The sequence below is a fragment of the Pseudovibrio sp. Ad37 genome, from assembly GCF_001623075.1.
GTDB lineage: Bacteria > Pseudomonadota > Alphaproteobacteria > Rhizobiales > Stappiaceae > Pseudovibrio.
Map to the genome: position 1 here is coordinate 116,544 of NZ_LMCF01000223.1, position 13,887 is coordinate 130,430.

At 49.9% G+C, this 13,887-nt stretch carries 9 protein-coding genes; 5 read left to right on the forward strand and 4 right to left on the reverse strand.

Annotated features, from left to right (window positions below):
• Positions 1–77: 77 nt before the first annotated feature.
• Together pyc and PsAD37_RS26360 are read right to left on the reverse strand one after the other, a co-directional pair.
• Positions 78–3,524 carry a pyruvate carboxylase gene (gene pyc / locus PsAD37_RS26355; RefSeq protein ID WP_063298607.1) on the reverse strand — a complete coding sequence of 1,149 codons (3,447 nt, stop codon included), beginning with the start codon at positions 3,522–3,524 and terminating at the stop codon, positions 78–80.
• Between the two features lie 339 nt (positions 3,525–3,863).
• Entirely contained in the window at positions 3,864–4,583 is a 720-nt protein-coding gene (locus PsAD37_RS26360) for a LuxR family transcriptional regulator (protein ID WP_057461895.1), read from the reverse strand.
• 959 nt (positions 4,584–5,542) lie between these two features.
• Between PsAD37_RS26360 and PsAD37_RS26365 the strand changes: the two genes are divergently transcribed.
• The 5 genes from PsAD37_RS26365 (at position 5,543) to PsAD37_RS26385 (ending at position 11,527) form a co-directional block, all read left to right on the forward strand.
• Positions 5,543–8,488, forward strand: coding sequence for a helicase-related protein (locus PsAD37_RS26365; RefSeq protein ID WP_063298608.1), 2,946 nt, complete (start codon positions 5,543–5,545; stop codon positions 8,486–8,488).
• Positions 8,489–8,510: 22 nt separating this feature from the next.
• Positions 8,511–8,912: an RNA-binding S4 domain-containing protein gene (locus PsAD37_RS26370; RefSeq protein ID WP_063298609.1), complete on the forward strand. Its 402-nt coding sequence runs from the start codon at positions 8,511–8,513 to the stop codon at positions 8,910–8,912.
• A gap of 186 nt (positions 8,913–9,098) precedes the next feature.
• A complete protein-coding gene (gene fdxA, locus PsAD37_RS26375; RefSeq protein ID WP_057461898.1) occupies positions 9,099–9,437 on the forward strand; it encodes a ferredoxin FdxA in 339 nt (112 codons plus the stop codon).
• Between the two features lie 514 nt (positions 9,438–9,951).
• The gene (locus PsAD37_RS26380; protein WP_063298610.1) at positions 9,952–10,536 is read left to right on the forward strand and encodes a CarD family transcriptional regulator; all 585 of its coding nucleotides are present in this window, start codon (positions 9,952–9,954) and stop codon (positions 10,534–10,536) included.
• 121 nt (positions 10,537–10,657) lie between these two features.
• Entirely contained in the window at positions 10,658–11,527 is an 870-nt protein-coding gene (locus PsAD37_RS26385; RefSeq protein ID WP_063298611.1) for an RNA polymerase factor sigma-32, read from the forward strand.
• A gap of 23 nt (positions 11,528–11,550) precedes the next feature.
• On the opposite strand, the gene PsAD37_RS26390 is transcribed toward PsAD37_RS26385, so the two are convergent.
• Entirely contained in the window at positions 11,551–12,957 is a 1,407-nt protein-coding gene (locus PsAD37_RS26390; protein WP_063298612.1) for a M48 family metalloprotease, read from the reverse strand.
• Positions 12,958–13,041: 84 nt separating this feature from the next.
• Positions 13,042–13,740, reverse strand: a complete 699-nt coding sequence (locus tag PsAD37_RS26395; RefSeq protein WP_244272576.1) for a nuclease — start codon at positions 13,738–13,740, stop codon at positions 13,042–13,044.
• Positions 13,741–13,887: the final 147 nt, after the last annotated feature.

Sequence of the window (13,887 nt, forward strand, 5' to 3'; positions counted from 1 at the left end):
GAAAAAACCAGCAATGCATAGTGCTCATGCACCAAACGCATTGCTGGTTAATCCAAACTAGTAAATACCTTCAGGGCTTATCCCTTAAAGGTAACAATCAGATCCTTCGCATCAAGCTGATCACCCGGAGCCACACAGACTTCGCTGATCTCACCGTCACGCTCGGCATGAACAGATGTTTCCATCTTCATTGCCTCAATGGAGACAAGCAGATCACCAGCTTTCACAGCCTGACCAGCTTTCACAGCTAGCGTGGAGATAACGCCCGGTACTGGTGCACCAATCTGAAGCTCATTGTCGTCATCAACTTTACGACGCGCAGGTGTGTTTGCAGCACTATGAGTGCGGTCGATAATACGGATGTTCCGAGGCTGACCGTTCAGTTCAAAGAACACACGCTTTTCACCGTGCTCATCAGTTTCACCAATCGCAAGACAAGAGATAACCATTGTCTTACCCGGCTCCAGCTCTGCCATAATCTCATCACCAACCTTCAAACCATAGAAGTAGGTTGGCGTTGGAAGCACGCTGGTCGGACCATATTTGTCCTGAGCCTTGGCAAACTCAGTGTAAACCTTCGGATACATGAGCATAGAGGACAGCTCTTGCTCAGAACCTTTGCGACCCAGAATACCTGTCAGCTCACTACGCTTGGCATCCATGTCCTCAGCTTCAAGCAAAGAACCTGGACGAACCGTAATCGGCTCTTGCCCCTTCAGAACTTTCTTCTGCAACTCAACAGGCCAGCCGCCCGGAGGAATACCAAGGTCACCATGCATCATGTTGACAACGGATTCTGGGAAAGAGACTTCCTTGTTCGGGTCAATAACATCTTCCGGTGTAATACCCTGAGACACCATCATCACCGCCATGTCACCGACAACTTTGGAACTTGGCGTCACCTTTACGATGTCACCAAACATCATGTTCACGTCCGCATAGGCTTTCGCCACTTCGTGCCAACGCATCTCAAGACCAAGCGAACGCGCCTGTTCTTTCAGGTTGGTGAACTGACCACCAGGCATCTCATGCAGATAAACTTCAGAAGCCCCAAAGCGCAGATCACTCTCAAATGCACGATACTGAGTACGAACTGCTTCCCAGTAGAAGGAAATCTGCTGAATACGATCTGTGTCCAGACCGCTATCGCGAGACGTTCCCTTCAGAGCTTCAACAACAGAGCCCATACACGGCTGAGATGTCAGACCTGATAGAGAATCCATCGCCAGATCAACAATGTCAGCACCGCTCTCAACAGCTGCCAAAACTGTAGAGGCTGCAATACCGGAGGTGTCATGGGTGTGGAAGTGGATCGGAATGTCGATCTCATCTTTCAGCGCCTTAATCAGAACCTTCGCAGCCTGCGGCTTCAACACACCGCCCATATCCTTAATACCAAGAATATGCGCACCCGCAGTTTCAAGCTCTTTCGCTAGGTTGACGTAGTACTTCAGATCATACTTCGGACGTGCGCTGTTCAAAATGTCGCCAGTGTAGCAAAGCGCTGCTTCGCACAGCTTGCCTTGCTCCTGAACGGCATCCAGAGACACACGCATGTTCTCAACCCAGTTGAGGCAGTCAAACACACGGAACACATCAACACCAGACTCTGCAGCCTGACGCACGAAATGCTGAACAACGTTATCTGGATAGTTCGCGTAACCCACACCGTTGGATCCGCGAAGCAACATCTGCATTAGCAGGTTAGGTGCTTTCTCGCGGACAAGACGCAGACGCTCCCACGGATCTTCAGTTAGGAAGCGCATGGACACATCAAAGGTCGCGCCACCCCAGCATTCCAGAGAGAACAGCTCAGGCAAACCCTGCGCATAACTATCAGCAACCTGCGCCAAATCGTAGGTACGCATGCGTGTAGCAAGCAAAGATTGGTGCGCATCACGCATCGTCGTGTCGGTAACCAACACTTGCGGCTGAGCTTTTACCCACTTGGCAAACTCTTTAGGGCCAAGTTGCTCCAGCTTCTGACGCGTCCCATCCATTACTGGCAGCTTGAACTTCGGCGCCACAGGTGCCGGTGCATCAGCTGGTGGTTTCGGACGTCCCTTTGTTTCAGGGTGGCCGTTTACAGTGACATCAGCAATGTAGTTCAGTAGTTTCGTCGCACGGTCAGCTGTTTTAATGTTCTCAAACAGCTCAGGCGTGTCATCAATAAAGCGCGTTGTATAAGAATTGTTTTGGAAGGACGCATGCCCAATGATCCGCTCAAGGAAAGTCAGGTTGGTCGCAACGCCGCGAATACGGAATTCGCGCAGTGCACGATCCATACGTGCGCATACTTCCTCTGGTGTTGGTGCCCAGGCAGTCACTTTCTCAAGCAGTGGATCATAGAAGCGGGTGATCACCGCACCGGCATAAGCCGTGCCACCATCAAGACGGATACCAAATCCGGTCGCACCACGATAAGCGCTCAGGCGACCATAATCTGGAATGAAGTTGTGCTCAGGATCTTCCGTCGTAATACGACACTGAAGCGCATGACCATTCAACTCAATCGCGTTCTGCTCAGGAACACCGGTAACCGTTTTATCACCAATGCGGCCACCTTCTGCAATGCGGATCTGCGCGCGAACCACATCAATGCCGGTAACTTCTTCAGTAACGGTATGCTCTACCTGAATACGTGGGTTCACTTCAATGAAGTAAACCTTGCCGGTATCCGCATCCATCAGGAACTCAACGGTGCCCGCACCGCAATAATCCACTTCACGGCCAATTTTCAGACCGTATTCGCAAAGCTCGCGACGTTTTTCTTCATCAAGATATGGTGCAGGCGCACGCTCAACCACTTTTTGATGGCGGCGCTGAATAGAACAATCGCGTTCAAACAGATGTACGAGATTGCCATGCTGATCACCAAGGATCTGAACTTCAACGTGACGGGCGCGCTCAACAAGCTTCTCGAGGTAAACCTCATCCTTACCGAAGGCAGCTCTCGCTTCACGTTTCGCTTCGACAACTTCGCGAAGAAGCGTCTCTTCATCACGAATAACACGCATGCCGCGGCCACCACCGCCCCATGATGCCTTGAGCATCACCGGATAGCCGATCTGCAAAGCAAGACGCTTCACTTCTTCCATGTCTTCAGGAAGCGGATCCGTCGCAGGCATGACAGGAACACCAGCTTTAATCGCCAGTTCACGCGCAGCTACTTTGTTACCCAAGCGGCGCATTGTATCTGGCGATGGGCCGATAAAGATAATGCCGCTCTCAGCGCATGCCTCAGCAAACTCTGGACTTTCGGAAAGGAAACCATAACCCGGATGGATTGCATCAACGCGCTGCTCTTTCGCGACGCGGATAATCTCGTCGATAGACAAGTAGGCCTCAATTGGGCCCAGGCCTTTACCAACCTGATATGCTTCATCAGCCTTAAAGCGATGCAGAGCTAGCTTGTCTTCTTCGGCAAAGACAGCAACTGTCTGGAGACCAAGTTCGTTCGCAGCTCGAAAAACTCGAATTGCAATCTCTGAGCGGTTAGCAACCAATATTCGTTGAATAGCCAAAGTAGGTCCCCCAGTCTCTATGTATTTTGGGGCTTTATAGTCGAGCAAATCCCTCTATGGAAAGATTAATTTATAGTCACTTGAGCCATTACTATATTTAGCGGGTCACAAAACATTAAGAAACGGGGAAATTCTAAGGAATTTATCGTACAATTGAGAAAAACTAAACACGTAAAAATATATACACAAACACCGTAAATTTTGACTTCTATAATATATCTCACAGAAAATTTTCTACTTTTACGACTAAAGGTGCAACTTTTATCCGATCGCTCATGTGCAAACAGCAGGATTCGCGATACGAACCCTGCCGAGAGCATAGATAGGTGTCATTTTGGCTTAACGAATTAGGCCTAGCCGGAAACCCTCGGCCACCGCATGTGTTCTGTTTGCAGCATGCAGTTTTCTGGCAGCGGAAGCTAGGTACCAATCTGCCGTATGCTGAGAGATACTCAGGATCTGACTAATCTCCCAACTTGTCTTACCAGCAGCAGACCATTTCAGGCATTCAAGTTCCCGAGGCGTAAGGCGATGGCGAGGACGACTGGTATTAGCACCAATCAACTCCCGCACCTTATTGCTCGAATAAATGCCAACGAGATGAAGAACACTGATTTCGCGTTCATTCAGACGTACTTCCGGCCCACCAAAGATCAACATGCCTTGATATCCTTGAAGGCCATGCACTGGCACGCAGACGCCGTCGTACATTCCATAGTCACGCGCTTCAGACAGAACTTGCTGTGCAGCGGCAGTAATATTGCGATCACGAGCAACGCTTGACCATAAGAATGGGCGACTTGCGGTGCGCGCCTTCGCAACAATCGGATCGTTTTGTACGTAATCACGGTCGAGATAACGTTGTTGCCACTCAGGGCGCCAACCACTCAACATAATAGACCCATCAAAGGATGCGCCAGCTTCGGGGATCGCAGCGAGACAGAAGCTTGTAAAGCCAAAAGACTGGCCAAGTTCAGCAATGCGCTTAGAAACACCTTCGGATGTTTCTTCATTATTAATAGATTCAACAAATTCTAGTGCAGCAGTCAACGGATTCATTTTATACACCCCTACATATTATGCCTCCAACAACCTTACTCTACGCAATATCCACTCAATATAGAAGGTGTATCTATCACCCATCTTCTATTCGAGGCTCATTGTTTTCATATTGGGAAAGAAATCTATTCAATTTAACTTCTATACCAATAGAATTACGTCCATATATATTGACATTGTTAAATTGCACTATGTCTTTTTCGAAAAGCTCTGAAGGAAAAACTTTAAACTTAAAGATCGAATTAGTATTTCTTTGGAAAAAGCTATTGTTAGGAGCGGGTTAATAAAACGTTAACCTTAGATTGCGCACCCACCAATACGGATGCGTATGTAATATAGGAAAAATATTCCAGCAATTAGCAAGGTATCCCAGTTAGATTCCGTGTTTCTTTTCATTCTACATAGATGCAAAAAACTTAACGATACGGCTGAGGGGAAAGCGGGGATAACTCCTCCCCGATGAAACTCACTGGTTAAAACAGAAGTGGCAACAAGCCTCATCCAACACTTATCCGCGGCATGTCTGGGGGCAATTAGAACTGGCAAAATTTATGCTAATACAAGACATTTACTAATGAAATCGGCTAGTAACAATGGCGAATGTGTTACACATAACCCGCAAAACTTCAGGCTTCTTGTAACCATTTAACACGATGTAACCTACCCAAAACGGCATATACTGCACGTTATAGTCATGCATCTTATTCAGCGAAACCAGCAGGCAGATAATCACGTATACGCAAAAAACCCTTTTATACCGGTATGAAACTGAAACTTCATTCCAGCACTCATCATCAGCATTTTTCGTCTTTATTCATTCCAGAGCTTTACAGCGATTTTCTCTGCCATATAAATGCCACTTCATTGGGTGAGGCACCGCACGGGCATTTTCAGTATCCCAGCCGAAGAATTGGGTACCGAGATACGTTTGGCCATAGACTACGGAATTGCACTTCTAGATGAACAAGAACACGCTGCACCGAACAACAAGATCACGGTCTGTCACTGCGATTTTGGGGCCAACGAATACTGGTAAGACGCATCTGGCTATCGAGCGGATGAGCGCATACTCGTCTGGCCTTATCGGATTACCACTCCGTCTGCTGGCCAGAGAAGTCTACGGGCGTCTTGTAGAGAAGAAGGGACCAGATCTTGTCGCGCTGATTACAGGTGAAGAAAAGATCATCCCGAAGAACCCACGCTTCTGGGTTTCTACTGTAGAGGCAATGCCAAAAGATCTCGACGTGGACTTCGTCGCCATTGATGAAGTGCAGCTGGCTGGCGATCTGGAACGTGGCCATGTCTTCACCGACCGCATCCTGCATTTGCGTGGCAGAGAGGAAACTCTGCTGCTTGGCTCCTCGACAATACGCCCCCTGCTCGAAAAGCTGATGCCGGGTCTGAATGTGATCACGCGACCGCGCATGTCCATTCTGACATACGCAGGGTCTAAAAAGATCACCCGCCTCCCGCGTCGCTCTGCAATCGTCGCCTTCTCTTCCGATGAAGTGTACGCCATCGCAGAACTCATCCGCCGTCAGCGCGGCGGTGCAGCAGTTGTCCTCGGCTCCCTTTCTCCAAGAACGCGCAATGCACAGGTTGACCTGTTCCAGAACGGCGACGTTGACTGGCTCATTGCCACCGACGCTGTAGGTATGGGTCTGAACCTGGATGTAGACCACATCGCGTTTGCCGGGCACCGCAAGTTTGATGGCTATCAGTACCGCCAGTTGACCCCGTCAGAGACCGGCCAGATCGCCGGACGAGCAGGCCGACACCTGCGAGATGGTACTTTTGGTGTAACGGGCCGGGTCCCCGGTTTTGACGACGAACTTGTCTATCAACTCGAATCTCACGAGTTTGAGCCCCTCAAAGTGCTGCAATGGCGCAACCCAAATCTCGATTTTTCCTCGATTCGCGCACTTTTGCGCAGTTTGGAGCATTCTCCGCGAGAAGAGGGCTTGACCAAAGCCCCTCCGGCGGAGGATATCGGTGTTCTCGAACTTGCCAATCGTGACAGGGACATTCTTTCCCTCGCGACGACGCAAGAAAGAGTTTCATTACTGTGGGATACCTGTCAGGTTCCAGACTATCGCAAGATAGCTCCGGCAAACCATGCAGATCTCGTAACAGGGATTTATTCCCATCTGATCCGGGATGGAGCCATTCCGGATGATTGGTTTAACAGTCAGATAAAACTGGCAGACAAAACCGATGGGGATATAGACACACTGGCGAACCGGATAGCACATATCCGTACGTGGACCTTTGTGGCAAACCGTGCCGACTGGCTGAACGACCCTGCTCATTGGCAGGAAGTGACGCGCGGCATAGAAGATCGATTATCAGATGCCCTTCACGAACGGCTTACACAGCGGTTTGTGGATCGGCGAACCAGCGTATTGATGCGACGTCTGAGAGAGAACAAAATGCTCGAAGCGGAGATCACCGCAACCGGAGATGTCCTTGTAGAAGGACAGCACATTGGCCAGCTTCACGGCTTCCGCTTTGCTCCGGATGCAACGGCAGAAGGACAGGAAGAAAAAGCTGTCCGTGCTGCGGCCCAAAAAGCACTAGCTAGCGAGATTGAAAACCGTGCAGAACGGTTATCCCGCGCGCCCAACGAAGAGTTCATCCTCTCCGCAGACGGCACATTAAGATGGCAGGGTGAATCTATCGCCCGCCTGATAGCTGGTGAACAGACCCTGCGCCCATCCCTGATCATTCTTGCTGATGAGCAGTTGACGGGACCTGCACGCGATATGGTGCAGGAGCGCCTTGATCTATGGATCAAGACACACATCGAAACACTCCTGAAGCCGCTTTTCGACCTGGAACAGGGCGAAGAGATCGAAGGCATCGCTCGTGGCGTGGCATACCGCCTGACCGAGAGCCTTGGTATCCTTGAGCGTCAGGAAATTTCAGATGACATCCGTCAGCTCGACCAGCAGATGCGCGGCTCACTCCGCAAGCTCGGTGTTCGCTTTGGCGCCTATCACATCTATGTCCCTGCTCTTCTGAAACCAGCACCAAGCCAGCTGCTCGCACAGCTCTGGGCGCTGAAAGAAGGCAAAGGCGAGATCAAAGGCCTGACTGAACTTCCTCAGCTGTCCGCATCTGGCCGTACGTCCGTTCCAGTAGATCCGGAGATCGAAGGCGCACTGTATCGCGTCGTAGGCTTCCGCGTTTGTGGTCCACGTGCTGTACGCGTCGATATTCTGGAGCGCCTGGCAGACATCATCCGTCCGCTGGTAGCCTGGAAACCTCTGGAAGAGGGTGTGGAACCCCCAGAAGGTGCACTGACAGAAGGCGGCGCATTCACCGTCACTGTTTCCATGACCTCCCTGCTCGGCTGTGCAGGCGAAGACTTCACAAACATCCTGAAGTCTCTCGGTTACCGTCTGGAAACACGCGAAGAACAGCGCCCTGTCGCCAAAAAGCCTGAAGCTCCAGTTGAAACACCTGAAGGTGCGGAAGCGGAACAGGTTGAAGGCGAAACTGCAGCACCGGTAGCAGAAGAACCTGCAACCGAAGAGACCCCAGCTGAACCAGTAGAAGAAACAGCACCTGCTGAAGCTTCTGAAGAAGAAGCTGCCGAGCCAGAGATGGAAACAGTTACTGTTGAAATCTGGCGCCCGGGTCGTTTCGGTGGACGTCGCAACAACAACGAACGTCAGCGCAATACACGCAGTGGCAACGAACGTCGTGGCGGTCCTCGCAGCAACAACGCTCAGCAGCGTCGCAATCCTGGTAAGCCTGGCGGTAAAGGCCGTGGCTTTAGCAAAGACCAGAACCGCGGCCAGCAAGGCAAGCCTGCTCCTCGCAAAGACAAGCCGTTGGATCCGGATTCTCCGTTTGCAGCACTGATGTCCTTGAAACAGAACTTGGAAAAGGGCGACAAATAGTCGCCCCATCGGGCTAACTGATATGGCAACACCAGAAGCACAAGAGTCTCTTCGCATCGACAAATGGCTCTGGTATGCCCGCATAACAAAATCTCGGACACTGGCACAAAAGCTGGCAGTGTCCGGGCATGTTAGATTGAACAAAGATAAGATTGCGGCAGCCAAAATAGCTGTAAAGCCCGGTGATGTACTGACGATCACAATGCCGCGACGTCTTTTGATCCTTAAAGTGTTAAAACTAGGCGCCCGGCGAGGTCCTGCCCCTGAAGCACAGTTGCTTTATGAGGACATGTCCCCTCCTCCACCGCCCAAGGAAACACAGGTCCAGGTTGCCAAGCGCGAGGCCGGTGCAGGACGCCCAACGAAACGAGATCGACGCCAAATCGCCCGGATTCGGGGCTTCAACGAAATTGATCCTTTTTAGCGACCACTTTAGGCAAATTTTGCCCCAATATTGCAATCTCTTCGCCTATGACAGCGCTTGCACTACCCACTGAAAACCGGTAGCAAAGAGCACAAGTTTAAAGGACGAGAAAATCGTCAGGGCCACGAGAGCCCGTGCCGTTTGTCTTCAGACAAATTTGCAGCGCCAGAGACTAAGAGGATTGCGATGACATACGTCGTCACAGACAATTGCATCAAATGCAAATACACCGACTGTGTTGAAGTTTGCCCGGTCGATTGCTTTTACGAAGGCGAGAATATGCTCGTCATTCATCCAGACGAATGTATCGATTGCGGTGTGTGTGAACCGGAATGTCCAGCAGATGCAATTCTCCCAGATACTGAGCCTGGCTTGGAAAAGTGGGTTGAGCTTAATGCTGAGTACGCAGAAAAGTGGCCGAATCTGACCGTTAAGAAAGATCAGCTTCCAGAAGCTGCTGAGTTTGATGGTGTTGCAGAAAAACTCGAAAAGTATTTCTCCGATAAGCCAGGCACTGGCGACTAGAGCGCATTCCGTTTGATTGGCTGCAATCAAACGACAAGAATTCGTTCAACGAAAGATGCTAGAGTACGAGGTGTGAATGTAAATGAGCGCAGCGTGTTCTAGAGTCCCAAAAGCTTAGAGCTACCAAATATTTATTATTTGCCAGACAGTATCCGCGGATGTCTTAATTCCTCTCTTGCTTGAGAGAGGTTGGAAATCCGTGGATAATGTGCTATACAGTTTTTTAAAGTCATTTGGCAGTCTGGTTGCACCCTCCCCACTCGGAGGTTTTTTTATGGTCGCAGTTCCATTGAAGTGCGCACAATAATTTACTCCAGCATTCGCCGAAGTAGCCACAACATAGAATTCGACTGATCACATTTGAACGCGGAACCAATTGATGCGAGAAGTAGCTTTCCGCATACATTGGACTTTTCACGTTTTTCCAAAGAGAAAGATGCGGCGAACGCGCTGCATCTAGGTTGGTTGCGTCTCCCAGACAGCAAACAACCACTGCGCAGGAGAAGTATAGCGTATGGCCACACCCGCAAAAAAGACCGCGCAGCGTCAGGGGTTTAAAACAGGTGAGCACATCATTTATCCATCTCACGGCGTTGGATTGATTACTGCAATTGAAGAGCAGACCGTAGCTGGATACTCTCTTGAACTCCTCGTAATTGACTTCGAACAGGATAAGATGACGCTCCGTGTTCCAGTTGCAAAAATTGCTTCTGTTGGAATGCGTAAACTGTCTGACGCATCTACCGTAAAGAAATCTCTTGAGACCATCGCAGGTAAACCTCGCGTGAAGCGTACCATGTGGAGTCGCCGCGCACAGGAATACGAAGCAAAGATCAACTCTGGCGATCTTATTTCAACCGCTGAAGTTGTTCGTGACCTTTATCGCTCTGATTCTCAGCCTGAACAGTCTTACTCCGAACGTCAGCTTTACGAAGCCGCATTAGACCGTATGGCACGTGAAATCGCAGCTGTTCAAAAACAGACTGACACAGAAGCAATCAGACAGATCGAAGGCGTTCTTTCCACGTCTCCAGGTCGTGCTGCCAAAGTTGCTCCAGCAACTGATAGCGAAGGCGGAGGTCAGGAAGAGGCAGCTTAATCAGCCTCTCCTAATCTAACTGATTAAAAGAAAGCCCTGCTCCAAGCGGGGCTTTCTTTTTTTGTCAAAAGATCCAAATGAACTTCAGCGTCGTATCTCTATTTAATTGAGGGAGGCGTAAATGGCTCATTATGAAAGAGACCAAAGTCTCGGGCCTCTTGCCCGTCTGGCAAGAAAAGCCCCATATCTGTCAAAAGAAGAAGAATATAAGCTCTTGGAAGGCTGGATTGTCAGAGGCGATCACAGATCACTCGATAAGCTTTCCTTGTCTCACTCCCGCTTGGTCATCGCTCAAGCACTTCGGTTCAAGTCCTACGGCGTCCCGCTCTCTGATTTAATTCAGGAGGGCCATATTGGCCTTATGGAAGCAGCCAACAGGTTCCAGCTCTCCAAAGACGTCCGGTTCGCCACCTATGCATCATGGTGGATCAAATCATTCATTCAGGACTATGTGCTCCGCAACCAGTCAATTGTTCGCGGAGGAACTTCATCTCGCCAGAAAATGTTGTTTTTCGGCTTCAAGCGTATGCGAGCAGAACTTTCAAGCAAACAGCCTGATTTGAATGAGGAACAGCTGCATCAGCAAATCTCAGAAAAGACGGGAGCAAAACTGAGGGATATAAGAATGATGTCTTCCAGATTAGGCCGGAAAGATACATCCCTCAATGCGAGCCTGAAAGGTAGCGAAACAAACCTGCAGATTCAGGACACCCTCGCGGCTGAAGAACCTCTGCCAGACGAACTCGTCGAAGTGCACTTAGACCAGGAACGCGCAAAACGCCGTCTTTTTAATGCAATCAAAACACTGCCACCACGCGAGCAGCGCGTCATTAAAGACCGCAAGCTAAAAGACGAAAGCGTTACACTGGAAGCCCTTGGCAAGAAACTGGGTGTTTCAAAGGAGCGTGTCCGGCAAATTGAGTCGCGAGCAATGCAAAAGTTAAAAGACGCTCTCACGCGTTCGGATGGCTATGAAGCCAGCGGCTCATAACACTGCCTGAAAAACAAGCTTCTCTAGTCGGTAATGACCTTCAGGAGCTCACCTGGCTTGAAGCGTTGGTTCGCCCTAACCTGGTTGAGGATTGTGAACAGCTCCAACCGACGTGATGGCTCAATACCGCTCATGCCAACAGCAAGCTTACGAGCCGTCTCTCCACCCTTAGCTTGAATAATCTTAACTCGAAGCGGGTTAAGGCGGGCTTGTTCCGTCGGGCTTAGCTGTCGGAAGCTACCAAGAGATTTCTCAAAATCTCGAGTAAATACAGCAGTTGGCGAACGATTTGCAAAGATAAATCGATATCCGGTTAAGCCAATACGAACAACACCGATGCGGAAAGACCAACCATCTGTAATTGCAGAGCCAATAACAGCAGGCAGACCATTGATCGTGGTCGGTCGCACACTGTTATCAATCAGGCCGTTAATCCAGCCAGATAACATGTAATCGGTTAAGCTGGCATATCCCGTCAGATCAGCACCATCAAAACGCATGGCAGTGCCGGAGTTATTACTCGCCAACACAGCCTCAGCAGAGTTTTCAAGCACAAAACCCTTTGGCACACTGAAGGAGATGCCAAGGCCTTTGTGAAGGAACTGCCGCGCACGGACATACCCTTCCAGCGGATCATCACCAAACAACATGCCATCCAAGCTGGTCAGATAGTCTTCACGACCATTTAGACCAATCCCCGGCGCACCAATCTGCCGTGCACTACGCACAGCGCGTTGAATACGGTCGGGCGTGTTTGGATGAGAAGAAAGAAAGTCTGGCGCTGAACTGCTTTGCCCACCAAGCTGCTGATAGCGTGCAAATTGCCCCATCGTGTTCAGGAAGCGCGCTGCAGCGTAAGGGTCAAACCCAGCGCCTGCAAGTGTTCTCACACCCACATCATCAGCTTCAAGCTCTTGCTCCTGAGAAAAGCGCGCGAACTGCACCTGCTTTTCTTTGACTGTGGCATCAATGGTCTGCTGATCTTTGCCGATATTAGTCATCACTTTAGTAACGAACTCAGCCTCTTCAGCCTGACGTTGGCGCTTGATCGCATGACGTGCTGTCACATGTGCCATTTCGTGAGCAAGCACAGCAGCAAGCTCTGACGTATCATTGGCAAGCGCCAACAAACCGCGCGTTACATAAAGATAACCACCAGGAAGAGCAAAGGCATTGACTGCAGGACTATTGAGCAAAGTTATGCGGTAGTGCGCTTCAGGGTCTTCTGAAGCTGCAACAAGACCACCAACAACACGCGCAATAGCTGCTTCAGCCTTTCCATCCTTGTAGACACCGCCATAAGTCGCGACGACACGCGGATGCTCTCTCGCCCCAACGTCGCTCCCAAGTCCGGTTCGCAAGCTACCAGGTTTTTGAGCACCTTGATTGGCAGAGCCGATCAGCTGACACGCAACAAGAGCTGCGGTCATTGCAGATATCACTAGAATTCTCAGGCTTGTCTGAAATCCAGACAATGCACTACTCAAAGTCATTCGCGTTTCCGGCTCTTTGCCTTAGTCCAGAAGCTCCAACTGCGCTGGGTGCTTTAGCTCTATTAATGGTCCTTGGTTCAGTTGCATAACGCCCCTGAGGCGAACTCGCTTACCTTTCATCACTGAAAGATCATGCCCGAACTCCGAAAAATCCGCCAGCGTTCCCCTTTGAATAATCCCGGTTAAATCCTCTGTCCAGCGCTCACCAAAATTCAAGTATGTTTTGGATCGTGTTTGCCCAACAGAAATCAGCTTGGCTTCCACAATTCCATAAAGGCCGATTTGCTCGTAGCTAATTGACTTATAATCATTAATTACATTTTTAATGACCCATAATCCAACATTTTTCTCGCGAGCCACACTCTCCAAATTAATAAGGAATTTCAAGCAATTGAAAGCTCTTAATTGTGGCCTAACAATGGCCATTCCAGCTTTGGCCAACCTCACCGACAAATCACCCAATTCAGGATCAACCAGAATCGCAGGTCGGCGTCCCCACCGATCCCTTTGCTCAATCAACGCCTTTACCCTGACTTCCCGTTCCTCAAAAAAGTCATCAGCAAGCAACAAATCCCGCTCTGGCATTGTCAAATCTGCGAGATAATAAAACTCACCGTCACTCGCGGTAAATTTCAATGGATTTGCGAGCACCTCCTCCATCATGATGGTCGGCAAGTTCTCATCAAGAACCGAACGCTCATCACACGGCGTCGCCAACACGGTTCCTATACAGCTCAACAAAAAGCAGAAAAAAGCAACAAATCTCCGCAACACAACAACCCACCAACAAAATCCTATTTGGGAATTATATCAGGTCGATGCAGTCAGAACGCCCCCGAGAACTCCCTGAGAGCAAACCTCAAAGAC